Source organism: Zhouia spongiae (assembly GCF_022760175.1).
GTDB classification, from domain to species: Bacteria; Bacteroidota; Bacteroidia; order Flavobacteriales; family Flavobacteriaceae; genus Zhouia; species Zhouia spongiae.
In genome coordinates, this window is sequence record NZ_CP094326.1 from 630067 (window position 1) to 655585 (window position 25519).

Genomic DNA, 25519 nt, shown 5'->3' on the forward strand with positions numbered 1-25519 from the left:
CTATTCTTCTTTATTTCAGCTTCTTCTTAACTGCTACTTCCTGGTAAGCTTCTACAATATCTCCCTCTTTGATATCATTGTAGTTCTTGATCTGAAGACCACAATCATATCCTTTAGAAACCTCCTTAACGTCGTCCTTGAAACGTTTCAGGGAGGCCAGCTCACCACCAAAGATCACTACTCCATCCCTTATCAGGCGGATCTGTGAATTCCTAAAGATCTTACCATCCGTCACCATACATCCGGCTATGGTACCTACCTTAGATATTTTGAACGTCTCACGGATCTCGGCATTTCCGGTTACTTCTTCTTTCATTTCAGGAGAAAGCATCCCTTCCATCGCATCTTTAAGGTCGTTAATCGCATCGTAAATGATAGAGTATGTCCTGATATCAATTTCTTCTTTATCAGCAACCAGTCTTGCATTACCCATAGCCCTTACATTAAAGCCTATGATGATGGCATCTGAAGCAGAAGCCAGTAACACATCCGACTCAGTAATCGGACCAACTCCCTTATGAATAACATTTATATGGATCTCGTCTGTAGAAAGCTTCTGGAACGAGTCCGTAAGCGCCTCCACAGAACCATCAACATCACCTTTGATAATGATATTAAGCTCTTTAAAGTCGCCCAGAGCAATTCTTCGTCCGATCTCATCCAGCGTAACATGACGCTGCGTTCTCACAGACTGCTCTCTCTGCAACTGCATACGTTTAGCCGCAATTTGCTTAGCTTCACGCTCATCCTCAAAAACATTGAACTTATCTCCTGCCTGAGGAGCACCATCAAGACCAAGCACTGAAACCGGTGTTGAAGGACCAGCCTTCTGAATCTCATTCCCCCGTTCGTCGTACATGGCTTTCACCTTACCGCTATGAGTCCCGGCAAGTACATAATCTCCGATTTCAAGTGTTCCTGCCTGAACCAGAACAGTAGCTACATAACCACGTCCTTTATCCAGATACGCTTCAACAACCGTACCTGTCGGTAGCTTTTCAGGATTGGCTTTCAACTCTAACAATTCAGCCTCAAGCAATACTTTTTCAAGCAATTCCTTAACTCCCAAACCTGTTTTAGCCGAAATATCATGCGATTGCACCTGTCCGCCCCAATCTTCAACCAGTAAATTCATTCCAGCAAGGCTTTCCTTCACCTTATCCGGGTTCGCGGTAGGCTTATCAACTTTATTGATAGCAAATACTATCGGAACACCGGCTGCCTGGGCATGACTGATCGCTTCTTTTGTCTGCGGCATCACATCGTCATCGGCAGCAATTACGATAATGGCCAAATCAGTGATCTGTGCACCTCGGGCACGCATTGCCGTAAAGGCTTCGTGACCCGGCGTATCCAAAAATGTAATTTTCTCATCATTTGCCAGGGTAACACTGTAAGCACCTATATGCTGGGTAATCCCCCCGCTTTCACCTGCAATCACATTCTCTTCCCGTATATAATCCAGTAACGACGTCTTACCGTGATCTACGTGCCCCATTACAGTTACAATCGGAGCTCTTGGTTTAAGATCTTCTTCCGCATCAGGTTCTTCTTCGATCGCCTCTTCAATTTCAGCAGTTACAAACTCCACCTTGTAACCAAACTCGTCAGCAACTATAGACAAAGTCTCCGCATCAAGTCTCTGGTTCATTGTTACCATGATCCCTAAAGACATACATGCTCCGATCACTTTAGTTACAGGAACATCCATCATCGTAGCAATCTCGCTAACCGTAACAAATTCCGTTACCTTTAGCACCTTGCTTTCCGCTTCCTGCTGCGCCAGTTCCTGAGCTGATTTCTGTCGGTGTGAATCTCTCTTTTCCCTTCTATATTTAGCACCTTTTGACTTTTGGGTCTTCCCCTGAAGCTTTTCAAGAGTCTCACGTACTTGTTTCTGGATTTCTTCGTCGGTAGGCTCAACCTTCTCTACACGCTTAGGCTGGCGTTTAACGCCTCCTTTTTTCTTATTATCCTTCCCCTGAAACCTGTTACCGTTACCTCCCTGACCGAACTTAGATTTCTGTACAGGACTTTCTTTGGTAATTCTCTTGCGTTTCTTCTTTGCAGCACTATCGCTACTATCGGCTCCTTTCTTAGGAGCTTCTTTCTTCTTCTTAGGCTTATTGAACTGAGAAAGATCTATCTTTTCTCCGGTGATCTTAGGACCCGACAGCTTTTTATACTTGGTCTCTATAACCCCTCCTTCCTCAGCAACCTGAGGAGCTTCTTTTTCTTCTTTTATCACTTTAGGCTTAACTACCTCTTCTTTTGGTTTACTCTGAGCCTCCACCTGTTTTTTCTCTACCTCAGGTTTAACCTCGCTTTTAACTACAGGTTCTTCCACCTTATCTGCCTGCGGCTTTTCAGCCTTTGGCTCTTGCTTTTCCTGACGCACCTCCTGAACAGGCTTGACAGGTTCAACAGCTTGTTCGACAGGCTCAGTTTTTTTCTCAACCTCCTGAACTTTATGTTCTTTCTGCTCCTGCACAGGAACCTCTTTCACTTCCTCTTTTTTCTCCGGCTGCGGAACAGTATCTTCTTTGGCTTCTACAGGCGCTTCCTCTTTAACCTCTTTATTCTTATCGGCATCTAAATCGATCTTGCCAACGGTCTTAGGTCCGGCAATCTCAGCTTTTGCTTTGATCACCTCGCTTCGCTGTTCCATTTGGCGCTTCAATTCCTGTTCTTTTTCCAGTTCTTTGCGGATAGCCTCTTTTTCTTTCCTTTTCTCTTCCCCAACCTCTTTAGAAGCCACCTTTTTACTCTTATCGGTCTGGAATTCGCCCAAAAGAACCTCATAGACCTCATTCGTTATTTTGGTAGTAGGGCGCGCCTCTATTTCGTAGCCTTTTGCCGCCAGAAATTCCACCGCTCTATCTAATGAGATATTCAGCTCTCTTAAAACTTTGTTTAGCCTCAATGTTCCCTTTTCAGCCATATAAATTTATTTCCTCTAGAATTTAATTACAAATTTAGTCTTCGAATTCTTCTTTCAAAATTCTAACTACATCTAAAATGGTCTCTTCCTCCAAATCGGTTAGTTTTACAAGGTCACTAACTTCCCTGTCCAAAATACTCTTGGCAGTATCCAGTCCTATTTTCTTGAACTCATCAATGATCCACTGATCGATCTCATCTGTAAACTCTGCCAGCTCAACATCTTCTTCCACACCTTCCCTGAATACGTCTATCTCATACCCCGTAAGCTGACCGGCCAGCCGAATATTAAACCCGCTTTTCCCTATCGCTTTAGATACTTCTTCCGGCTTCAATATAACCTCGGCATGCTTATTTTCTTCATTAAGCGTTACTGAAGTAACCCTGGCCGGGCTCAAAGCCCTGCTAATAAACAACTGGGTGTTGTTTGTAAAGTTAATCACATCGATGTTCTCATTCCCTAATTCCCGAACAATACCATGTATCCTCGATCCTTTCATTCCGACACATGCTCCCACAGGATCAATTCTATCATCATAAGAATCGACAGCCACTTTGGCTTTCTCTCCAGGAATCCGAACAACTTTTTTAACAGTGATCAATCCGTCGAAAACCTCAGGAATCTCTTGCTCGAAAAGCTTTTCAAGGAAGCTCGGTGATGTTCTGCTCAATATGATCATCGGCTTGTTCCCTTTTAGCTCAACCGTTTCAATAACACCCCTTACATTATCTCCTTTTCTAAAGAAATCGGATGGAATCTGTTTATCCTTCGGAAGGATAATTTCATTTCCTTCATCGTCGATAAGAATAACGGCTTTGTGCCTCACATGGTGCACTTCTGCCGTATATATATCACCTATAAGCTCTTTAAATTTCTTATATACCGTAGTATTATCGTGCTCATGAATCTTAGATATCAGGTTCTGACGCAGGGCTAATATGGCCCGTCTTCCCAAATCTATTAATTTAACCTCTTCAGAAACATCTTCTCCTACTTCAAAATCAGGCTCTATTTTTCTAGCCTCAGTCAATGATATTTCCTGGTTCGGATCTTCCACTTCATCATCTGCAACCACGATACGGTTTCTCCAGATCTCCAGATCCCCTTTATCCGGATTGATAATAATATCGAAATTATCATCAGAACCGAATTTCTTCTTTAAGGCATTTCTAAATACATCTTCTAAAATGGCCATTAACGTTACACGATCTATGAGTTTATCATCTTTAAACTCAGAAAATGATTCGATCAACGCAAGATTTTCCATGTCAACTTAAAATTAAAATGTTATCATCACTTTAGCTTCCACTATATCGCTAAACGATATTTCTCTCTCTTTATCTACTGTTACTTTACCCTTCCCGACAGGCTTAGGTTCCCGAGCCTTCCATCCTAACTTAATATTGTTTTCAGCAACTTCGAGCAAAGTTCCTTCAAGCTTTTCCTCTCCGGTCTTTACTTCCATTTTCCTACCTACATTCTTAAGAAACTGACGGTTGTTAACTATAGGCTCGGCAGCTCCGGGCGAGGTAACTTCAATTGAAAAATCCACCTCTTCCCTGTCCAGATTATGCTCTACCTGTCTACTTAAATCAATACAATCGTTCAAAGTTACACCTTTATCTCCATCAATCACCAATTTTATTTTATTATCTAATGTTATTGACAGACTTATCAAGAAGATGTCTTTTCGTTCTTCCAGGAACTCCTCAAGCAGGTTATTCACTTTTTCTTCAAACATAAAATCAACTTATAAAAAGAGGGGACTTTACGTCCCCTCCCGATAGGCATTAAATTTTAACGGTACAAATATACAATTTTTTTTAAACCTTGCTTTAAAAAAGCTAATCATTTGTGCTTTAAGCCTTTTTATTTTGTAACTTTAAGATAACGGCACACAACTTTTTAATCATGAAGCGAATCCTTGTCCCGACAGATTTTTCAAAAGAGTCCGAATACGCATTAAAGATCGGAGCTCATCTGGCCCTGAAAAACAATGCCACCCTATACCTGTTGCATCTTCTGGAGCTACCCCTGCACCTGGCCACATCACCTGCCGGCGAGCTTCCGGAAGCCTTTTTCTTTATCAAACTGGCCCAGCAGAAAATTGACGACCTTAAAACCAGGACTTTTCTACAAAACATCAAAGTAGAAAAAATCATCGAAGCCGGTAGCACCCATATCGGTATCAACAACGCTATAGCAGACCATGAAATCGATTTTATCGTGATGGGTTCCAGCGGGACTTCCGGGATTGAAGAATTTTTCATAGGCTCAAACACCGAGAAAGTGGTACGCACCTCCACAGTACCTGTACTGATCATTAAAAACAAGCTGTCCAAGCTAAAAACCGACAGTTTTGTATACGCCTGTGACTTTGCCCCCGACGCCTTCGAAGCCTATAAAAAAGCAGTTACATTCGGCAACAGCACAAACGCAACCCTTCATCTGGTATACGTAAACACCCCTAATCAGTTTGTTCGCACAACAGAGATCGAAAACAAGATAGCCGTCTTCACAAACCAGGTCCGTCCTGAAAAATTTACCGTAAATATCTATAACGACCTTACTGTCGAAGACGGTATTTTAAATTTTTCCAAAGAAATCGATGCAGACCTGATAGGGATCAGCACCCACGGACGAAAAGGCATTGCTCATTTTTTTAACGGAAGTATTACCGAAGACCTCGCCAATCATGCATTGAGACCCGTTATCACTTTCAGGATATAAAAGGGATCGCGCCTCCCCTTCCTCACCCTTGTTTTACCTGGCTTTTTTTCATAAAAAAACCCGACTCTTTTTAAGAACCGGGTTTCGTTTTAGCAGTTGGCCTACAAGGACTCGAACCTTGAACGACTGAACCAAAATCAGCTGTGTTACCAATTACACCATAGGCCATTGCTGTAATGCGGATGCAAATTTAAGACAATCTTTTTTATGCGCAAATATTTTTTAAAAATTTCGAAATAAAATTTCCCGCCTCTTGTTAACGTTTATAAAATGAATGTTTTCATTCGTAATATTATTCTTAAATTCGCCAGCAGTCTATAGAAATTAAAGTACATGTCAGAACATCAATTTAAAAAATGGGACACTATCCTTGGATGGATAGCATTTACAGCATCATTAATCACCTTCGGACTTACCGTTGAACCCACGGTAAGCTATTGGGATTGTGGAGAATATATTGCAACATCTGCCAAGCTTCAGGTCGGACATCCTCCGGGAGCACCCCTTTTCCAAATGGTGGGAGCTTTCTTTGCCATGTTTTCTGCCGAACCTGAAACAGTTGCAAAAACAATAAATTACATGTCTGTTTTTTCAAGTGCCTTTACCGTACTTTTTCTTTTCTGGACCATCACCAACTTGGCAAAAAAACTGGTTCTTAAAAACGATACTGACTTTACAACCGGCAAGGGAATGGCTGTTTTAGGCAGCGGACTGGTAGGCGCCCTGGCCTTTAATTTCTCTGACAGCTTCTGGTTTAATGCCGTTGAAGCTGAAGTATACGCAATGGCCACCTTCCTGATGTCTTTAATGTTTTACCTGGGACTACGCTGGAAAGACGAGATGCATTTACCGAGAGGTAACCGATGGCTCGTGCTTATCTTCCTTATCGTAGGGCTTTCTTTCGGTGTTCACTTTATGGCATTGTTAACCATCCCCGCTATCGGGATGATCTATTACTTTAACAATTATAAATTCTCCTGGAAATCATTCATAATAGCAAACGTTGTTTCTGTAGCAGTTTTATTATTCATATTCAAACTATTACTACCAAGCACGCTTAAGTTCTTCGGTTATCTTGAGGTTTTCTTTGTAAACAGTATAGGAATGCCGTTTAATTCGGGGACCATTATAGCCGGACTTATCATCATCACTGCATTTTATTTCGGGTTGAGATACACCAGAAGCAAGGGCTACGTAGAGCTCAATACCATTGTACTTTGTACCATGTTCGTCCTTATAGGATTTTCAACCTGGCTCATGGTGCCTATCCGGGCCAATGCAGGTACCGTAATTAATGAAAACGACCCTTCTGACGCGCGTTTACTGCTGGCATACTACAACCTGGAGCAATATCCTGAAACACATTTATTCTACGGACCGATGTACTCTGACGCATATGCCGGACAAGATCCTGTCGATCCGTATATGGATGAGAAGCCAAAATATGAACGTGATCACAAAACCGGAAAATACATTATAGTAAACCACTATAAAGATGCTGCATTAGCCCCGAACAGAAATCAGGAAGGCTTCTTACCAAGAATGTGGAGCGCTGAACATGCAGAGAATTATATGAAAATCACAGGCCCTATTAACTTTACAACCAAAAATCAGAAAGAAATCTTTAAAATTCTAGAAAGTCAATACGGAAAACTCTCCAATGAAGAAAAACAGTATTTCTATAACAATTTAAGGTCTCAAGTAAACACCATTAAAAAAAATTATACAGAAGGCAGTATAAATGAAGAAGATTACGTAGGCTTTATCAAGCAAACCAAAGAATTTATAAACGTCGAAAAACCAACCTTCTGGCAAAACATACAATACCTGTTTGAATTCCAAATGGGGTATATGTACTGGCGTTATTTCATGTGGAATTTTACCGGACGTCAGGATGATATACAAGGTAAGTACGACAACCACGGAAACTGGCTGAGCGGAATCAATTTTGTCGATGAAGCGAGGTTGGGGCCTCAGGATCACTTACCAAGCGATGTACTCAATAACAAGGGACGGAACACCTATTATTTCCTGCCATTGATCTTAGGTATTATCGGACTGGTTTTCCAGATAAAATCAAACCCTAAACAGTGGTGGGTTGTATTTGTCCTGTTTATGTTTACCGGACTGGCTCTAAAAGTCTATCTCAATGAGCGTCCGTTCGAACCAAGAGAACGCGATTACGCCCTTGTTGGCTCTTTCTATATGTTCTCCATATGGATAGGACTTGGGGTTTATGCATTGTTCGACGAGCTCAAGAAACTGCTGAACCCGAAAATTTTGGCACCGGTCATTACACTTGTTTGCATGCTTGCAGTACCGGCCGTGATGGCCTATCAGAACTGGGATGATCATGACAGGTCACATAAATATACCGCCAGGGCTATGGCGACATCATACTTAGACTCTGTAGATAAAGACAAAGGATCTATTCTTTTTTCTATTGGCGACAATGACACTTTTGCGCTTTGGTATGCACAAGAAGTTGAAGGATACAGAACAGATGTAAGAGTCGTAAACACCAGCCTGTTTGCTACCGACTGGTATATCGACCAGATGAAGAGTAAAGCCTATGAAAGCGACCCCATTCCTTCACAACTGACCCACGACCAATACGCGTATGGCGTCAGGGATGCCATCTACTACCAAGCACTCACGGAAGCCCGCTGGAATATAAGAGATTTTATGAACTGGGTAGGCAGTGACGACAAACGCACTAAAGTAGACTTTGGAAACGGGCAGGAAACGGTATTCTATCCAACAAACAAAATCCGGGTGCCTGTCAACAAGGAAAACGTATTGAAGAGTGGTATTGTTCGGCCGAAAGACTCTGCATTGATCGTTGATTATATCGACATCGACCTTCCGAAATCAGTACTTCCCAAAAACCGCATTTTAATGCTAGACCTATTGGCCAACAACGATTGGGAAAGACCGATATATTTTACAGGCGGAAGTTTCAGCCCGGCTGAATACCTATGGATGAAAGATTACTTACAACTGGACGGACTTGTATACAAGCTGGTTCCGATTAAAACCCCTATTCCTGAAAACAATCCGTTTGAAATGGGACGTATAGACAGCGATCTGATGTATGACATTGTCATGCGGTGGGACTGGGGCAACTCAAACGACTCTCATATTTATACTGATCCTGAAACTAGAAGAAACAGCATCTCGTACAGAAGCAATCTGGCGAGACTCTCTGAAACGCTTATAAAAGAAAACCAGCTCGACAAAGCTAAAAACGTTCTGAACTTGGCAATGGAAAAAATGCCTTTTGGCCGTTTTGGATATTATGTTTTCTTAGAACCTTATATTGACGGTTATTATAAGGTAGGGGAAACAGAAAAAGCCAGAGAACTCTTTTTACAAGTAGCCGGTGTGTACCAGGAACACATAGACTACTACAGCCGGATGGACATGAATGAACAAAAAAACCGCATCAGTGAAATCGTAACCAACATTGAGCGCTACAGAAGCCTGACCGATATTATTGTAGTTAACAGCGATGAAGGGTTTGGTATGAAAGAAACACAAAAATTCAATGAGTATCTGGAAAAGTTCAGCCACCTATACAGGTCCTCAAGACCTGCCGAATCCGAGTTGGAACAACAGTTACAACTTGACTCGGTTAAAGATACTGTAGAAACTTTATCCGAATAACCAACATACACAGGGCTGTCTAAAAAGGGATGAAGGTTGTCAGTTCGAGTATTACTGAAATGAAAATATATTTTCATTGAAAGCACCTAGCGTAGCTAGAAAGAACTAATAGCAGTTGATTATCAACAGGTTTCGACTGCACTCAACCTGACATTCAGCATTCAGAAAGACTTTTAGACACCCCTTTTATGTTTTATGCTTTCAAAACTATTCATAAAGACCCCAAAGTGGGCAAAGCTCATTTTTAACCGTCTTGTATGGGATCTAAAGACGGCTGAGAAGGTTATTTACCTGACCTTTGACGACGGCCCGATCCCTGACGTCACCGAATGGGTGTTAGATACCCTAAACCACTTTAATGCCAAAGCCACATTCTTTTGTATTGGAGACAACATAGCGAAACACCCGGATATTTTTGCCCGGATCATAACAGAAGGACATCATATTGGCAACCACACCCAGAACCATCTAAATGCAAAAAAACACCATACCGCCGCTTACCTAAGCAACATAACAGCCTGCGAACAAACAATAAAAAAACACACCCCCTCTCCTTATACCGAACTCCCTAAGCTCTTCAGACCACCTTATGGCAGAACAACATTTAAAACCAGAAATCATATCCTGAAATCGGGTTACAAAATCATCATGTGGGATGTAATCAGTGCTGATTATATGAATAAACTCAGTCCCGAATCATGTTTACAAAACGTTTTAAAACATGCCACCAATGGTAGTATTATCGTTTTTCACGACAGTCTTAAAGCTGAAAAAAACATGAAACATGCTTTAACGGGGACTCTTGAGCATTTTACAAAAAAAGGGTACATTTTTCAGCCCGTTAACATTACTTAATAAAACGAAAGACCGGCACACACTTACTCCCTTTCATCTTCTGATGACCTTTTTAAATTAATCATTATCAAAGTGAGGTTGTAGGCACACAATAGCACTACAGACACCGCTAACGGATGGATTTCTGAGATCGTATTTGGAAACAATCTCATTAAATTTACCGGAGGGATTCCGGCTCCGGTGATAATCATATAAACTGTAGTTACCAGGAGTCAGGTTAACTGAAAATTAACCAGATTTTTACCTGTGCCATCTACCAATCTAATTTTATCTCTTTTAAGCAACCACATTATCAACGGCACCAACACCCCCAAAGCCGGATTATATGAAAACCCAAGTACACCCAGATGCATTAAAGACAAATAACCTGTATCTCTAGCCTTTTCCCCACTCAATAAATCATCTGGAGTAATTCCCAACGCCAGGGTAAGCTTCAACAAGGCACTCCCTTTCGGAGCAGACTCTCCTTTTTCTATTCGCTGAATGGTCGCGAAAACTCAGTTTGAAAGGACAAGCCCTGTGAAATTCCTTTAGGACTATTTCATAAGGACAAGCGCCGGAGCATTTAAGTCTCGATGATCGAGTAAAACCTTTTCTTCTTCGATAGAATTTCACCTTTTCCGCCAAACTTTCATTTCCCTTCACGCTTATTGATGCTGTTTAATGTTTCAACAAAAGTACTTATCGCTGCACCCCCCAAGAATATGACAATTTTATGTCAGTTTCTACAAACACCTGTCAACATATGGCTTTCGAGAATATTTCTTTTAAAAAGATGCCCTCAGGGCTACAATAAAATTTCGGCCTGCTCCTGCCAGGCCCGAACTATACGGACGGTACCTCCTGTCTGTTATATTTTCCAAACCGGCAGTTAACGCGAAGGTTTCCGTAAGTTGCTGCGTTGCTTTAAAATTTAAAGTATACCATGCCGGTGAGTACGGATTCTCCTCATCGTCTTTAGCATACAAATAGTCTTTTCCCCTTTCTTCTTCCGGCATGTTTTCGTAGCTTTTTTCTCCGTTATACACGGTATAAAGCTGCATATTCAACTTGTTCACATGATAGGCCAGTTTTGTAATCCCGAACAAAGGCGGGGCATGTCTTGAAGCGCTTTTTTCCCCGCTGTCAAGTTCTTCTTCTCCTTTCTGAACGTTTAACCTCGACAGCAATGAAAGTCCTTTTGCCAACTTGGCTTCAACCCCCAATTGAAATCCGTAAACATCAGCCCGGGCAGCATTTTGTACCGCCTGTACTTTACTCATTTCACCATCGTACATTATACTGTCCTGCCCGTTAATCGCATAATCCCTTCTTACAAGTGCGTTATCGAGCAACGTATAATAAGCATTCAAATCGACACGTAGTTTATCATCGACTATTTTTGTAACTCCTACTTCAGCAGTATATGCATATTCGGCTTTCAGGTCGGGATTAGGGACTACCACCGACCCCGGTTCAGAATCAAAAACCTTTCCTATATCGTCTACATTCGGCGATCTGAATGCCGTTGCCAACTTGGCGGTAAACGACCAGGACTTATCCGGAACGTAAACGGCACCAAGACTCCCCGTTAAAGATCCGTTATTCAGATGTGCATTACTTTCCGGAATAGGATAATAATTCAAATTATTGGAAAAATCGGCATCTAAAGCATACTGATTATACCTCAGCCCTCCATGCAGGTTTAACACTTCCGAAACCTCATATTCATACACGCCATACACACCATACGACCACCATTCTGCTTCCGGATATCTGGAAGGACCCGAAGTGCTTACTCCGGCAGAAATATCTTCCTGCCTGCCTTCCGACTCCACATCGTTGTACACAAATTCAGCTCCATACAGAAGTTTTGAATTGTCTGTAAAACCCTTTATAAAGTCGGCATTAAACGACAGTGCATTTACACGTTCTTCCCTAACGCTTCTATCCACATCATTAAAATCCCTGTCCATTCTGCTTTCCTCAAAATGCTGATGCGCTATTCTTAGATTTACATCATCATACAGTCCGGAATCTTTCCGGTTATTAACCGATAAATTATTCATCATCCATATTTGAGGGCCATAACTCCACTCTCCACTTCTCGGCAATCCATTCCGAGTCCGGATATGCCTGTCATACCTGGCATAGTCAGAAGTTTCAGAATAATGAAACCCGTACTGAAAATCCCAGTTTTCATTTGGTTTGAACCTTACTTTTTGCATCAAGTTTATTTGAGTATATCCGGAAGGTGTTTGCTTTTTCATATCCTCATTAGTTACCACGACATCCTCGTCGTCTTCACGGATCACATAAAAAGAACGCAGGTAATCGTCAGGTCCATGCGCTCCCATTTTCAAGTCTCCGAAATCGTTGCTTGAAATACTTGTAAGAACAGCCCACTTATCCCATCCTACATTTACATCAAAATGATATGTTTTTTCATTATTGGCGGAAGCATAGCGTGCCATACCCTTTCCTGAAACCAGGGTTTCATCCTCCAGCGAGAACTCAGGGGTAAGTGTATGAAAGCTCATTACACCTCCTATGGCATCACTCCCGTATATTACCGAACCCGCCCCAAAAAGAACTTCAGTGTTCTCCATTGCAAAAGGATCAAGCGAAATGACATTTTGCAGGTTACCACTCCTAAAAATAGCTGTATTCATGCGTACACCATCTACAACATACATCAGCCGGTTCGTCGAAAAGCCACGGATCATGGGACTCCCGCCTCCCTGCTGGCTTTTCTGGATGAACACCTCACCGGAAGCTCCTAAAAGATCTGCCGCCGTCTGCGGATTTTGAAGTATTATTTCCTTAGGTCTGATTGTTGATATTTTATAAGGGATTCCCGAATTGGACTGCCTCCATCTGGTAGCAGCCACGACAACCTGGTCCAGGGAAATGTCGGACGGTGTCAATACAATTTCGAAATCGTGTTGTTCTATACTCAAAAAACTTATTTTCTGTGTTACATATCCCAATAGCTTTATTTCGATGGATGCAACACCTTTAAAATCCGAAACATCTGCTTGTCCCTTGGCATTTGTAAAAACATACTTTCTCGGGTTTTCAGACATTACGATCACCTGTTCCAACGGCAGTAATGTTTCGGCATCTTTTACCGTCAACACCTGTGCTACCATAGCATTAGCTATAAAACTTAAAAAAAAAGCAACGATTATTTTTCTCATAAATTACATATAATTACCCAACGTCCGGCGTCTACCATCAGACAAGTTCTTTTCAATAGCCCGTTTGGCATCACAAATATGCCACAAACTCTATACCAGAAGCAAATTTTCATAATAATATCTTACATAAACAACAAGAAAATGAAAGTTCACACATTTTCATAACTCCCTGCTACATATATTTTTCTTATTTTTATGGGAAATTACCTCAGAAAACTTATGGATCATGAAACAACTAACCCTGGGATTGCTGCTGTGTTTTGGTTTACTTACCTCGTGTAATAATGACGACGATTCGTTTAGCGAAACTTTTGAAACAGGCACTTATACAGATAAAAGGGACGGGCAGGAATACCCTACCATCCGAATCGGAGACCAAATATGGATGTCAGAAAACATGAGGTTCGACACGAATGACACCGAAAGCATTTGTTATGCAAATGAAACATACAACTGTTTCGTCTATGGAAAACTATATACCGGTAATGCAGCCCAGACCGTCTGTCCTGAAGGCTGGCACTTACCATCTACTGAAGAATGGGATGAGCTTTTCGATTACTTCGGAGGAACTGATGTTGCTTATGCGTTTCTGGAACCCTACGGAAAAATACAAGGGCATACTATTGAGTTCAATATTCTTCCGGCAGGAAGATATATCGGGAGTTTTCAAAATATACTTGAGGAAGGTCATTACTGGACTTCAACTGATGGCGGTTACCCTGATTCTTACAGATACATAAACTACAAGCCTGGAGCATCATTTACCACTCCGGGTGCGAGTCAGACAGTCATGCAAAGTTGCAGATGTATAAAAGACGGGGATTAGATATATTCCTGCAATATCCCGATTAAAGTATTAGCATCCTGCTCCCCGCTTTGACGCCATACCATTTCCCCCTTTTTATAGATCATCAGGGTAGGCAACCCTTTGACCCTTAAAGCTTCTGCCAGCTCTTTATTTTTATCGACATTGATTTTAATCACTTTGGCCCTGTCACCCAAAGCAGCGGCCACATCTCTCAACACAGGATGCATAGCTGTAGAGGAGTCATTCCAATCAGTATAGAAGTCTAATAGAACTGGAATATTCGTTTCTATTAATTCACCAAACTTAGACATAGGCGAAAAATTTTAACAGTAAATATAATACAAATGTAATATTTTCTTTGAATTACACTGTCTTTATTGACTTTTTAAGCTCAATCACCGTAATTTCAGGCCAAATACCCACACGTCCGGGATAAGCCAAAAAGCCAAATCCTCTGTTCACATTTATATACTGTCCCTTCTGCTCATATATTCCCGCCCAGTATTTATACCGCCAACTGACCGGGCTCCATTTCACCCATCCGGGGATCTCTATTCCGAATTGCATTCCATGTGTATGGCCACTTAATGTTAGATGGTAATGATGGTGGTCGTCTACCACCCGGTACTCCCAATGTGAGGGATCATGGCTTAATAACACTTTAAAATCATCAGGCTTTACCAATTGCGACGCCTTCTTCAGGTCGCCCGCCTTTTTAAACCCGCCGGCACCCCAGTTCTCTACACCGACCAACGCAATTCTCTCACCGTTTTTCTCAATAAACCGGCTTTCATTCAGCATGAGGTCAAAGCCTATATCTTTCTGGATATCCTTTAATTGTTGTAAATTATCTTCTTTTTCCCGAGATGAATTCCAGTCTACATAGTCGCCGTAATCGTGATTCCCTAAAACCGAATATTTACCATCTTTAGCTTCAAGCCTTGCAAAAGTGCCCTTCCACGGAATCATTTCGGAGGCTTTATTGTTTACCATATCCCCGGTGAACAATATAACATCGCTTTCCTGCCGGTTGATCAGGTCTATTGCATACTGTATCTTTTCCTTGTTATCAAAGCTACCACTATGGATGTCTGAGATCTGGGTTATCTTATAGCCATCAAAAGCCGCCGGGAGATCATCATACTCCAGGACATACTTCAATACCCTGAAATCGTACTTCCCCTTAAACATCCCGTACAGCATGGAAGCGAAAGGAATGGCTGCAACCCCAAGAGCCAGCTGGCTCACAAACTTTCTCCTGCTCGGCACATGAAATGCATCTCCTGCCCCGAAGATCTTATTGTAAATACCTGCCCCCAGCCTTATCACATCTTCTCCCAGCAAAAAAGGGAGAACGGCCAGTTTTAAAACCATCAAGGTCAGCAGATAGCCCATGGCGTAACTCTTCGCATGGGTTAGCACCCTCCCTGAATTCGTATCAACATTAAATTGATAAATAAGGTTTCCTACAACCAGGAGGGACACTATGATATTCAGGATGATCAACCACTTACTCCTGGTAAGAGTTTTAACAACCTGGTAGAAATACAACTCCAAAACTATAAAAACAACCAAAAATACAATCCAACGCATCTCAACTAATTATCATTCAATTTATTACAAATGTACTTGAATCGGCAGACTACACCCCTTCTTTAAAGTTTATTTAACGCTCTTTACCATTCTTTTAATAGTGTGCAGATCGGAAACAGGCACTGAGGTTTCGTCCTGCTGACCTCCGGAAAATGAAACGGGCGGTTCTGTCATAAGCACCTTTACAGGCTTAGACGCGGAAAAATGGATTTCCTTAAACCCCTGCTCTTTAAAGTTTAAAATATTTTCTTCATTTACGCCACTGCCGGGCATGATTGTTATCTGATCTCCATACTCCTTATGCAATTCAGACAGAAAATCGATCCCCAGCATTGCTTTAGGCTGTTGCCCACTGGTCAGGATACGGTCGCACCCTATTGCCGTCAATTGTGTTATTGTCTTGTGAGCATCCGGCACCCAATCGAAGGCACGGTGCAAAGTGAAAGTTAACGGTCTCGATAATTCTATCAGCTCTTTTGTACGTTCTACATCGAGCGTATTGTCATTATGCAGCACACCAGAAACAATCCCTTCGCAACCCAGTTCTTTACACAGTTCGATATCTTTTTTCAGGATATCGAACTCGGCATCCGTATAGGTGAAATTACCGCTTCTCGGCCGCAGCAATACACTCACTTCTATCGTCAACTCCTCTTTTATTTTCTTCAACAATCCGAATGAGGGGGTTACTCCTCCCACCCCTAATTCCGAACACAGTTCAATCCTGTCTGCCCCAGCATCTTGAGCGTTCTTTGCCGATTCGAATGAGTTGGCACATATCTCTACAATCATTTTTTCTGAATTTATTTATTTATTCCTGCTTCCGTGTATCCACAAAAACTTCCTTATTTTTACAAAAATAAACTTCAATTTCAATTATGTCCGATCAAAAAAGACTTTTTCTATTAGATGCATATGCCTTAATTTTTCGTGGATATTATGCTTTTATAAAAAATCCGAGGATCAATTCGAAAGGAATGGACACATCGGCCATTATGGGTTTTATGAATTCCCTCCTCGACGTGATCAAACGCGAAAAACCTGATCATCTGGCAGTTGCATTCGACAAAGGGGGCAGCATTGACCGGACAGCGATGTTTGAAGCTTATAAAGCCAATCGTGATGAAACCCCTGAAGCCATACGGATTGCCGTTCCTGTTATCCAGGACATCCTGAAAGCGATGCACATCCCCGTTATCGAAAAAGAAGGTTATGAAGCTGATGACATTATCGGAACACTGGCAAAACAGGCCGAAAAAGCCGGTTATAAGACTTATATGGTTACTCCCGATAAAGATTTTGCTCAATTGGTATCGGAGCATATTTTTATGTACCGTCCTGCAAGAATGGGCAATGGCATCGAAATATGGGGCATTCCCGAAGTACAACAAAAATTTGAAGTTGACACCCCGGAACAGGTAATCGATTTTCTTGGAATGATGGGCGATGCAGTTGATAACATTCCCGGACTGCCTGGGGTTGGTGAAAAAACAGCAAAAAAATTCATCAAGGAGTTTGGGAGCATGGAAGAGCTTTTAAGCAATACTGACAAGTTAAAAGGAAAAATGAAAGAAAAGGTTGAAGCCAATGCCGAGCTGGGATTACTTTCTAAAAAACTTGCACGTATTTTACTGGATGTTCCGGTTGAATTCCACGAAAAGGATTTTGAACTCAACACTCCGGATCTGGAAAAGGTGAAAGAAATTTTTCAGGAACTGGAATTCAGGAGGATGACTGAAAACCTTCTTAAAACATTTAATGTTGAAGCAGGAACCGGAGAACCTAAAAAGGAAGCCGGCACCGGTAGCAACACAGAAACAAACGTTCAGTTCGATCTTTTCGGACAAAATACACCGGAAGATGCTTCCGCAACCTTAGAAACCGTATCGGGTTACAAAACCATCGAAAATGTTTCTCATTCCTATCAATCTGTTAACACACCACTCGGAAGAAAGCTGTTACTTGAAAAGCTGATGCAACAAACCGGGGTTTGTTTTGATACGGAGACCACCAGCATATCTGCCCTGAAGGCAGAACTGGTAGGCTGCGCATTTTCATGGGAACCCGGCAAAGGCTACTATGTAACATTTCCCGAAAACTTTGAAGAGGCCAAATCTGTTCTGGAAGAATTCAGACCTTTCTTTGAGAATGACAAAATAGAGAAGACCGGTCAGAACCTGAAATACGACATCAAGGTGCTCTCAAATTACAACATCCCTGTAAAGGGGAAGATCTTTGACACCATGATAGCGCACTATCTTATCAATCCGGATATGCGACACAACATGGACGTACTTGCTGAAACCTACCTGAACTACGCACCTGTATCTATTGAAACGCTTATTGGTAAAAAAGGGAAAAACCAGAAATCGATGCGATCTGTCCCTCTTGATCAACAAACCGAATATGCTGTGGAAGATGCAGATGTAACCCTACAGCTTAAAGAACTGTTTAAAAAGGAGCTTCCCAACAGAAATGCCGAAAAACTATTCGAAGAGATCGAAGGACCCTTGGTAAATGTCCTGGCAGATATGGAAATTGAAGGGATCAATATCAACGAAGCCTATTTAAAGGGGCTGTCTGTCGAACTTAGCAAAGACATCAGTCGTCTTGAAAAGGAAATATACGACCAGGCGGGCGAAGAATTCAACCTCGCTTCCCCGAAACAACTGGGGCCTATTCTGTTTGACAAACTTAAATTGGTAGACAAACCCAAGAAAACAAAAACAGGGCAATATTCTACCGCAGAAGACGTATTATCTTATCTGGCAAAAGACCATCAGATCGTTTCTGACATCCTCGAATGGCGACAGCTTAAGAAACTACAAAGCACCTATGTTGACGCTCTGCCAAATGAGATCAACCCTAAGACCGGTAGGGTACACACCGTTTACAGCCAGGCGGTAGCTGCCACCGGAAGATTAAGCAGTAATAACCCGAACCTGCAAAACATTCCGATAAGAACGGAGAGAGGGAGACAGGTCAGGAAGGCTTTTATTCCACGGAGTGCAGACTATGTCTTGCTGGCTGCCGATTACTCACAAATTGAATTATGTGTTATCGCGGCATTAAGTGAAGAGGAGAATATGATCAGGGCCTTTCAGGAGGGAGCCGACATCCACGCTTCTACCGCGGCACAGGTATTTAATGTTCCTATTGAAGAAGTAACAAGAGAACAACGCAGCAATGCTAAAACCGTAAACTTCGGGATCATCTACGGTGTATCGGCTTTTGGGTTAAGCAACCAGACAACCTTATCCAGAAGCGAAGCCAAGGAACTTATCGACACCTATTATAAAACATACCCTAAGCTAAGGGCCTACATCAATGAGCAGATACACTTTGCGCAGGATCATGGTTATGTAGAAACCATTTTAGGCAGAAGACGTTACCTGGCGGACATCAACTCCCGCAACCAGGTTGTCCGCGGAGCCGCTGAACGGAATGCCGTTAATGCCCCGATACAGGGGAGCGCTGCCGACATCATTAAAATTGCCATGATTAACATCCACAGAAAGCTTAAAGAGGGTAATTACAAAACCCGAATGCTTCTTCAGGTACATGACGAACTGGTGTTTGACGCTCACAAGGACGAGCTGGAGGAGCTGAAACCGATCATTAAAGCCGAAATGGAGAACGCTTACAAGCTCTCCGTTCCTCTGGATGTTGAATTAGGAATTGGACAGAATTGGCTGGAAGCACATTAATTCAACAACATAAACAATGTATTTACATACGTTTTAGAAAAGTACTTTTCGTAATATTGCAGGAAATAACTTATTAAGCAATATTATGAAACAAAAATTACTCATTATTTTACTATTTTACATCGGTATCGTTTCTTGTTCAAGCGACAGTGACTCCCCGCTTGAACCATCATTTACGGCGAACCCTGTTGAATTATCTTATGTTAATGCAACATCTGCAGAAATTGAGTGGGGCACAACTATCAGCAACGGCAATAAAGACTATGCGATAACTTACGACATTTTCTTAAATGATGAACTTTTAATATCTAAACAAAGTACAATAGGCTATATTTTTGAAAACCTATCCCCTAAAACAAAATACACGGGAAAAGTCATTATTAAAGACACCAATGATAAAACCGAAACATTAAATTTTGAATTTGAAACAAGTGCCTCGGCGCTCACCGCATTTGAAACAAATGTTAGTGAAATTACATTAAATAGTGCAAAGCTATCCTGGACTTCTTCAAGCACCCAAGACCAATCAGACATCAGTTATGATATTTATATAAATACTGAACTTACAGCCGAAAACATAAGTACTAACGAATTTCTTTTAGAGAGCTTAGACAAATTCACCTCATACACCGTTAAAATTATCGCTAAAAGCGAGAGTGCAAATGAACCTATTAGTTCTGAAACCACATTTACCACAATGGGTTCTCCTCCATCTGACTTCCCTCTAACCCAAACAGAAGTAACCTCTTGTTATGCTATTATAGCATGGGACAAAGTAACTGTAGAGGATGGTTCTGATTTTTATTTTAACCTATATTTAAACGGGAATCTTTATGCTGATAATTTGACCAGCGAACTCAAAGATTTAACCCTGGAAAACTTAATACCCGAAACAGAATACGTCCTTACGGTAGAAGTTATAGCTTCTAATGAGACGTCGAAAGAAGAAACCATCACCTTTACTACTGAGGCAACAACAATGGTATCAGATTTCGAAATATCTTTGCTTGACATGACTACGAAATCTGTCTTAGTTGATTGGACGGACTCTTATTTGGAAGATGGTTCAAGAGCTGAGTACCATCTATATTTAGATGGAGAAAAAGTCCATGGAGAAAACACTTTCCTGACGACCTCAAGTTATAGACTGGAGAATTTAAACCCAAACACAAACTACACTGTCAGAGTTGTATCTGAGGCACCTAAAACAGCTGGATGCGGTGATCAAATAAAAGCACGGGAAATAACATTTAGTACGCTCCCTGTATATGCCACGCACCCTACATTAGCAATTGAAAAAGCTACCTTATATACACTGGACAGCCAATATTTCCCTGGTCAACTAAACGTAAAATTCAACAATAGCATAGATGCGGTAGAGATCACTGATTTTTTTGTCGCCGACAGGGAGATTAACAGCTTTGTTAATTACACTAGCTCGATTTCAAGTGAAAAACTAGACATTGGTCATTACACAGCTGTTACACAAGAAAAAAAGGGATTTGTTTTAATTAAGGACGGAGGGGAAACTTATCAACTCAACTTCGACATAACAGTTGAATCTAACTAAAAAAGATAAAAATCATTTGTCGTTAATAATAAAGGGGTTGCCAAATTACAGGCAACCCCTTTTATTTACTTAAACAATTAAAATATAATTGTATATGATCTTAAAATATTAATCCGGAGGGTATTTGTAATATTCATAAATAGTTGTACTTTTGCACCCCATTATCCCGAATTCACATTCGGGGTAGGGAATGGAATGTTTAATTTTTAAATAAAGTAAGTGTGGATACATTAAGCTACAAAACTATTTCAGCAAACAAGGCTACTGTAGACAAACAGTGGGTGCTTGTCGATGCTGATGGACAGACGTTAGGTCGTCTTGCTTCAAAAGTAGCCAAGCTTTTAAGAGGTAAGTACAAGCCTAGCTACACACCGCACGTTGATTGTGGAGACAACGTTGTAATTATCAACGCTGAGAAAATCAACTTAACAGGAAACAAGTGGGATGACAAAACTTATGTTCGTCACACAGGTTACCCAGGTGGTCAGAGAACTCAAACTGCTAGTGAGCTTTACAAAAAGAACCCTACAGCTTTGGTTGAAAAATCAATTAAAGGAATGTTACCTAAAAACAAATTAGGTGCGCAATTGTTCCGTAATCTTAAAGTGTATGCTGGTACTGAGCACGCTCAGGAAGCTCAGAAACCAACTGCAATTAACTTAAACGATCTTAAGTAAATGGAAATTATTCACAAAATCGGCAGAAGAAAAACAGCCGTTGCACGTGTATACGTTTCTGCAGGAAATGGAAACGTTACCATCAACAAAAAAGAACTTAACGACTACTTCCCTACTGCAACCTTACAATACAAGGTGTTGCAACCTTTTAACCTAACAGACAACTCTGAGAGTTACGATGTTAAGGTAAATGTGTTTGGAGGTGGTGTAAACGGTCAGGCAGAAGCTATTCGCCTAGCTATTTCAAGAGCTCTTTGCGAAGTAGATGCTGAAAACAGATTAGCTCTTAAACCGGAAGGTTTACTAACCAGAGATCCAAGAATGGTAGAGCGTAAGAAATTCGGTCAGAAGAAAGCGCGTAAGAAATTCCAGTTCTCTAAGCGTTAATATCTGGCAATTTATATTTAATAAATTAAAAAACAGTTGTCGTTGTCCCTGGTAATATAAACAGGGAAATTAGTTTAGCATCCAAATGATGAAGGCCGATGATCAAATCGTCACTTTACATTGCTAAATCTCCAACGGAACGTAAACTATTACGAAAATGGCAAATAACATAGAAGTTAAAGATTTACTTGAAGCAGGTGTACACTTCGGACACCTTACAAGAAAGTGGAATCCGAACATGGCTCCTTACATTTACATGGAGCGTAACGGGATTCACGTTATCAACCTATACAAAACAGCTGCTAAATTAGAAGAGGCTAATGAGGCCCTTAAAAAAATTGCAGCTTCTGGTAGAAAAGTTTTATTTGTTGCTACAAAAAAGCAAGCAAAAGACATCGTTGCTGACAAGGCAGGTGCTGTAAACATGCCGTACATCACAGAAAGATGGCCGGGTGGTATGCTGACCAACTTTGTTACTATCAGAAAAGCGGTTAAGAAAATGACTGCTATTGACAAAATGAAGAAAGACGGAACATTTGATTCGCTTTCTAAAAAAGAAAAATTACAAGTAGAGCGTTTAAGAGCTAAGTTAGAAAAAAACTTAGGTTCAATTGCAGACATGACTCGCTTACCTGGTGCATTATTTATCGTAGATACAATGCGTGAGCATATCGCCGTTAAAGAAGCACAAAAATTAAACATTCCAATTTTTGCAATGGTGGACACAAACTCTGATCCGAGAGATGTAGATTTTGTTATCCCATCAAACGATGACGCTTCTAAGTCTATCGAAAAAGTATTGTCTTACACAACTGAAGCTATCGCTGAAGGTTTAGCACAGAGAAAAGCCGACAAAGAGGCAAACACTGAAGCTAAAGAGGAAACGAAAGCTAAAAAAGCTGAGAAAGAAGTAGCTGAAGAGACAAAAGAAGAAAATTAATAATAGTAATTTAAAATTGACATGCTGATTAGTTTACTGTCAAATCATAATTTTGACCGGACAAATCAGCTTCAATAATAACTAAAAGGAAAGTAAAAATGGCAAATATCACAGCCGCAGAAGTAAATAAATTAAGAAAGACTACTGGTGCAGGTATGATGGACTGCAAAAAGGCACTAGTGGAAGCAGAAGGCGATTTTGACAAGGCTATTGAGATCCTTCGTAAGAAAGGTCAAAAAGTTGCTGCAAAAAGAGCCGACAGAGAATCTACAGAAGGTGCTGTTATCGCTAAAGTAAACAGCGGTGCTACTTCTGGAGTTATCGTTTCTTTAAACTGCGAAACCGATTTTGTTGCAAAGAACGATACATTCGTTACTCTTGCTACTGACCTGGCCGAATTAGCTTTAGGTTTCGATAACCTGGATGCTTTCTTAGCTGCAGATTACAACGGTCTTACAGTTGCTGACAAATTAACTGAACAAACCGGTGTTATAGGTGAAAAAATCGAAATCGGTGCATTCAAAAAATTAGATGCTGCTTTCGTTGGTTCATACATACATGCAGGAAACAAGATTGCAACACTCGTTGGTTTATCTGCCAATGTTGACGGTTCTCAAGAAGCTGCTAAAAATGTTGCTATGCAAGCTGCAGCCATGAACCCTGTTGCTCTTAATGAAGAAGGTGTTGATCAGGAAACTATCGATAAAGAAATCGAGATAGCCAAAGACCAGTTACGTCAGGAAGGTAAGCCTGAAGCAATGTTAGACAAGATTGCTCAAGGCAAACTGAACCGTTTCTTTAAAGATAATACACTTGTAAACCAAGATTACATTAAAGATTCTAAACAAAGCGTTGCTGCTTACGTTAAGTCTGTAAACGGAGATTTAACCGTTACAGCTTTTGAACGTGTTGCTTTAGGATAATTTAATCTTAACATACTTAAAACCGCTCTTTACCAAGAGCGGTTTTTTTATATACCATATTTAGAAATTGAAAGAATACAAGAATCAGCAAAAATTATTTTCACTACTTTTGCTACGATTTAATTTTGAACTCCAGAACACAACTAAAAAAGCATGAAATACAAAAGAATCCTTCTTAAATTAAGTGGAGAAGCTTTAATGGGTGACCGACAGTATGGGATAGATCCAAAAAGACTGGCCAATTATGCAGCAGAAATCAAGCACGTTACGGACAAAGGTATTGAGGTTGCAATCGTAATCGGAGGCGGAAACATATTCAGAGGCGTTGCAGGAGCGAGTAACGGAATGGACAGGGTACAAGGTGATCATATGGGGATGCTTGCCACCGTTATTAATGGTCTGGCACTACAAAGCGCCCTTGAAGATGAAGGAATTCAAACAAGATTACAATCAGCTATTAAAATCAACGAAGTTGCAGAACCTTTTATACGAAGAAGAGCCGTTAGACACCTGGAGAAGGGACGTGTAGTTATTTTTGGTGGCGGAACGGGAAATCCGTATTTTACAACAGATTCAGCCGCAGTTCTCAGAGCTATCGAAATTGAAGCTGATGTTATCCTGAAAGGAACCCGCGTTGACGGCATTTATACAGCCGACCCTGAGAAAGATGAAAATGCCACCAAGTTCGATAACATCACCTTTGACGATGTTCTTAAAAAAGGCCTGAAAGTAATGGACACGACAGCATTTACACTTAGTCAGGAAAATGAGTTACCGATTATTGTTTTTGACATGAACAAACCCGGTAATTTATTGAAAGTAGTATCCGGAGAGAACATTGGTACCAGAGTAAACCTATAAGATTAAAAACTTACTATATAAAAACAACCTGTTATGAACGAAGATATAGAAATTATTCTTGACGCCACTAAAGAATCGATGGAAGCTTCATTAGAGCATCTTAAAAAAGAATTGGCGAATATTCGTGCCGGAAAAGCCAGTCCGGCAATGGTTAGCAGTGTAATGGTTGACTATTACGGAGCCCAGACTCCTTTAAGCCAGGTTGCTAACGTTAACACACCCGACGGCCGTACGATCTCTATCCAGCCGTGGGAAAAAAACATGTTACAACCTATAGAAAAGGCCATCATGATAGCCAACTTAGGTTTTAACCCGATGAATAACGGCGACATGATCATCATTAACGTTCCGCCACTAACCGAGGAACGCCGTAAGGAATTGGTAAAACAAACCAAATCGGAGGCTGAACACGCAAGGGTATCCATAAGAAATGCACGTCAGGACGCAAACAAGGATATCAAAAAGCTCGATGCTTCTGAAGACCTCAAATCAAATGCAGAGATCGATGTTCAAGGTCTGACAGATAACTTCACCAAAAAGGTAGAAGAGATCCTGGAGGCTAAAGAAAAAGAGATCATGACAGTTTAAAATATTTTACTTTATATATTTTTTATGAAAGCGACTATTTAAGTCGCTTTTATTTTTTGTAACATTACGTCCTGAAAAGAACCATCTAAGTCCA

At 41.0% G+C, this 25519-nt stretch carries 21 protein-coding genes and 1 tRNA gene; 12 read left to right on the plus strand and 10 right to left on the minus strand.

Going from position 1 to position 25519, the window contains the following annotated elements:
- Window positions 1–10: 10 nt before the first annotated feature.
- The 3 genes from infB to rimP are packed head-to-tail and all read right to left on the minus strand — an operon-like array spanning window position 11 to window position 4682.
- Window positions 11–2941: a translation initiation factor IF-2 gene (infB, locus tag MQE36_RS02755; RefSeq protein ID WP_242937673.1), complete on the minus strand. Its 2931-nt coding sequence runs from the start codon at window positions 2939–2941 to the stop codon at window positions 11–13.
- A gap of 34 nt (window positions 2942–2975) precedes the next feature.
- Window positions 2976–4208: a transcription termination factor NusA gene (nusA, locus tag MQE36_RS02760; protein ID WP_242937674.1), complete on the minus strand. Its 1233-nt coding sequence runs from the start codon at window positions 4206–4208 to the stop codon at window positions 2976–2978.
- A gap of 12 nt (window positions 4209–4220) precedes the next feature.
- Window positions 4221–4682: a ribosome assembly cofactor RimP gene (gene rimP, locus MQE36_RS02765; RefSeq protein WP_242937675.1), complete on the minus strand. Its 462-nt coding sequence runs from the start codon at window positions 4680–4682 to the stop codon at window positions 4221–4223.
- A 170-nt stretch (window positions 4683–4852) separates the two neighbouring features.
- Between rimP and MQE36_RS02770 the strand changes: the two genes are divergently transcribed.
- Window positions 4853–5671, plus strand: coding sequence for a universal stress protein (locus MQE36_RS02770; RefSeq protein ID WP_242937676.1), 819 nt, complete (start codon window positions 4853–4855; stop codon window positions 5669–5671).
- A gap of 96 nt (window positions 5672–5767) precedes the next feature.
- Here the strand turns inward: MQE36_RS02770 and MQE36_RS02775 are convergent.
- Window positions 5768–5839, minus strand: a tRNA-Gln gene (locus tag MQE36_RS02775).
- A 165-nt stretch (window positions 5840–6004) separates the two neighbouring features.
- Between MQE36_RS02775 and MQE36_RS02780 the strand changes: the two genes are divergently transcribed.
- The gene (locus MQE36_RS02780) at window positions 6005–9337 is read left to right on the plus strand and encodes a glycosyltransferase family 117 protein (RefSeq protein ID WP_242937677.1); all 3333 of its coding nucleotides are present in this window, start codon (window positions 6005–6007) and stop codon (window positions 9335–9337) included.
- 195 nt (window positions 9338–9532) lie between these two features.
- Window positions 9533–10192: a polysaccharide deacetylase family protein gene (locus MQE36_RS02785; protein WP_242937678.1), complete on the plus strand. Its 660-nt coding sequence runs from the start codon at window positions 9533–9535 to the stop codon at window positions 10190–10192.
- A 23-nt stretch (window positions 10193–10215) separates the two neighbouring features.
- Here the strand turns inward: MQE36_RS02785 and MQE36_RS02790 are convergent, their stop codons facing one another.
- From MQE36_RS02790 to MQE36_RS02800, 3 genes are all read right to left on the minus strand, one after another.
- Window positions 10216–10383 (minus strand): hypothetical protein, encoded by a 168-nt coding sequence (locus MQE36_RS02790; RefSeq protein WP_242937679.1) that lies wholly within the window; start codon window positions 10381–10383, stop codon window positions 10216–10218.
- Window positions 10384–10404: 21 nt separating this feature from the next.
- Window positions 10405–10677 carry a DUF4870 domain-containing protein gene (locus MQE36_RS02795; protein ID WP_278286655.1) on the minus strand — a complete coding sequence of 91 codons (273 nt, stop codon included), beginning with the start codon at window positions 10675–10677 and terminating at the stop codon, window positions 10405–10407.
- Between the two features lie 282 nt (window positions 10678–10959).
- On the minus strand, window positions 10960–13371 hold the full coding sequence (locus MQE36_RS02800; protein WP_242937681.1) for a TonB-dependent receptor: 2412 nt from the start codon (window positions 13369–13371) through the stop codon (window positions 10960–10962).
- Between the two features lie 226 nt (window positions 13372–13597).
- Between MQE36_RS02800 and MQE36_RS02805 the strand changes: the two genes are divergently transcribed.
- Window positions 13598–14197 carry an FISUMP domain-containing protein gene (locus MQE36_RS02805; protein WP_242937682.1) on the plus strand — a complete coding sequence of 200 codons (600 nt, stop codon included), beginning with the start codon at window positions 13598–13600 and terminating at the stop codon, window positions 14195–14197.
- Here the strand turns inward: MQE36_RS02805 and MQE36_RS02810 are convergent.
- The 3 genes from MQE36_RS02810 to MQE36_RS02820 form a co-directional block, all read right to left on the minus strand.
- Window positions 14194–14490, minus strand: a complete 297-nt coding sequence (locus MQE36_RS02810; protein WP_242937683.1) for a thioredoxin family protein — start codon at window positions 14488–14490, stop codon at window positions 14194–14196. The genes MQE36_RS02805 and MQE36_RS02810 overlap by 4 nt on opposite strands.
- A gap of 52 nt (window positions 14491–14542) precedes the next feature.
- Window positions 14543–15772 carry a metallophosphoesterase gene (locus tag MQE36_RS02815; RefSeq protein WP_242937684.1) on the minus strand — a complete coding sequence of 410 codons (1230 nt, stop codon included), beginning with the start codon at window positions 15770–15772 and terminating at the stop codon, window positions 14543–14545.
- A 69-nt stretch (window positions 15773–15841) separates the two neighbouring features.
- The gene (locus tag MQE36_RS02820) at window positions 15842–16564 is read right to left on the minus strand and encodes a copper homeostasis protein CutC (protein ID WP_242937685.1); all 723 of its coding nucleotides are present in this window, start codon (window positions 16562–16564) and stop codon (window positions 15842–15844) included.
- A gap of 86 nt (window positions 16565–16650) precedes the next feature.
- On the opposite strand from MQE36_RS02820, the gene polA reads away from it, so the two are divergent.
- The 8 genes from polA to frr all read left to right on the plus strand — a co-directional run bounded on the left by polA (window position 16651) and on the right by frr (window position 25425).
- Window positions 16651–19479, plus strand: a complete 2829-nt coding sequence (gene polA / locus MQE36_RS02825) for a DNA polymerase I (RefSeq protein WP_242937686.1) — start codon at window positions 16651–16653, stop codon at window positions 19477–19479.
- A gap of 85 nt (window positions 19480–19564) precedes the next feature.
- On the plus strand, window positions 19565–21049 hold the full coding sequence (locus tag MQE36_RS02830; RefSeq protein WP_242937687.1) for a fibronectin type III domain-containing protein: 1485 nt from the start codon (window positions 19565–19567) through the stop codon (window positions 21047–21049).
- A 221-nt stretch (window positions 21050–21270) separates the two neighbouring features.
- Complete coding sequence (gene rplM, locus MQE36_RS02835) at window positions 21271–21726, plus strand: 50S ribosomal protein L13 (protein ID WP_242937688.1); 456 nt, start codon at window positions 21271–21273, stop codon at window positions 21724–21726.
- Complete coding sequence (gene rpsI / locus MQE36_RS02840) at window positions 21727–22113, plus strand: 30S ribosomal protein S9 (protein WP_242937689.1); 387 nt, start codon at window positions 21727–21729, stop codon at window positions 22111–22113.
- A 157-nt stretch (window positions 22114–22270) separates the two neighbouring features.
- Entirely contained in the window at window positions 22271–23053 is a 783-nt protein-coding gene (gene rpsB, locus MQE36_RS02845) for a 30S ribosomal protein S2 (protein WP_242937690.1), read from the plus strand.
- A gap of 98 nt (window positions 23054–23151) precedes the next feature.
- Window positions 23152–23976: a translation elongation factor Ts gene (tsf, locus tag MQE36_RS02850; protein WP_242937691.1), complete on the plus strand. Its 825-nt coding sequence runs from the start codon at window positions 23152–23154 to the stop codon at window positions 23974–23976.
- 153 nt (window positions 23977–24129) lie between these two features.
- Window positions 24130–24837, plus strand: a complete 708-nt coding sequence (gene pyrH, locus MQE36_RS02855) for a UMP kinase (RefSeq protein ID WP_242937692.1) — start codon at window positions 24130–24132, stop codon at window positions 24835–24837.
- A gap of 33 nt (window positions 24838–24870) precedes the next feature.
- Window positions 24871–25425: a ribosome recycling factor gene (frr, locus tag MQE36_RS02860; RefSeq protein ID WP_242937693.1), complete on the plus strand. Its 555-nt coding sequence runs from the start codon at window positions 24871–24873 to the stop codon at window positions 25423–25425.
- Window positions 25426–25519 lie beyond the last annotated feature (94 nt).

Excerpts from the sequence above, each read along its gene's own strand:
- MQE36_RS02770 (WP_242937676.1), top strand. The coding sequence starts at position 4,853 with ATGAAGCGAATCCTTGTCCCGACAGATTTTTCAAAAGAGTCCGAATAC.
- polA (WP_242937686.1), top strand. The coding sequence starts at position 16,651 with ATGTCCGATCAAAAAAGACTTTTTCTATTAGATGCATATGCCTTAATT.
- MQE36_RS02830 (WP_242937687.1), top strand. The coding sequence starts at position 19,565 with ATGAAACAAAAATTACTCATTATTTTACTATTTTACATCGGTATCGTT.
- MQE36_RS02810 (WP_242937683.1), bottom strand. The coding sequence starts at position 14,490 with ATGTCTAAGTTTGGTGAATTAATAGAAACGAATATTCCAGTTCTATTA.
- nusA (WP_242937674.1), bottom strand. The coding sequence starts at position 4,208 with ATGGAAAATCTTGCGTTGATCGAATCATTTTCTGAGTTTAAAGATGAT.
- MQE36_RS02780 (WP_242937677.1), top strand. The coding sequence starts at position 6,005 with ATGTCAGAACATCAATTTAAAAAATGGGACACTATCCTTGGATGGATA.
- MQE36_RS02785 (WP_242937678.1), top strand. The coding sequence starts at position 9,533 with ATGCTTTCAAAACTATTCATAAAGACCCCAAAGTGGGCAAAGCTCATT.
- MQE36_RS02815 (WP_242937684.1), bottom strand. The coding sequence starts at position 15,772 with ATGCGTTGGATTGTATTTTTGGTTGTTTTTATAGTTTTGGAGTTGTAT.
- frr (WP_242937693.1), top strand. The coding sequence starts at position 24,871 with ATGAACGAAGATATAGAAATTATTCTTGACGCCACTAAAGAATCGATG.
- infB (WP_242937673.1), bottom strand. The coding sequence starts at position 2,941 with ATGGCTGAAAAGGGAACATTGAGGCTAAACAAAGTTTTAAGAGAGCTG.
- tsf (WP_242937691.1), top strand. The coding sequence starts at position 23,152 with ATGGCAAATATCACAGCCGCAGAAGTAAATAAATTAAGAAAGACTACT.
- rpsI (WP_242937689.1), top strand. The coding sequence starts at position 21,727 with ATGGAAATTATTCACAAAATCGGCAGAAGAAAAACAGCCGTTGCACGT.
- MQE36_RS02805 (WP_242937682.1), top strand. The coding sequence starts at position 13,598 with ATGAAACAACTAACCCTGGGATTGCTGCTGTGTTTTGGTTTACTTACC.
- MQE36_RS02790 (WP_242937679.1), bottom strand. The coding sequence starts at position 10,383 with ATGATTATCACCGGAGCCGGAATCCCTCCGGTAAATTTAATGAGATTG.
- rimP (WP_242937675.1), bottom strand. The coding sequence starts at position 4,682 with ATGTTTGAAGAAAAAGTGAATAACCTGCTTGAGGAGTTCCTGGAAGAA.
- MQE36_RS02820 (WP_242937685.1), bottom strand. The coding sequence starts at position 16,564 with ATGATTGTAGAGATATGTGCCAACTCATTCGAATCGGCAAAGAACGCT.
- MQE36_RS02800 (WP_242937681.1), bottom strand. The coding sequence starts at position 13,371 with ATGAGAAAAATAATCGTTGCTTTTTTTTTAAGTTTTATAGCTAATGCT.
- rpsB (WP_242937690.1), top strand. The coding sequence starts at position 22,271 with ATGGCAAATAACATAGAAGTTAAAGATTTACTTGAAGCAGGTGTACAC.
- pyrH (WP_242937692.1), top strand. The coding sequence starts at position 24,130 with ATGAAATACAAAAGAATCCTTCTTAAATTAAGTGGAGAAGCTTTAATG.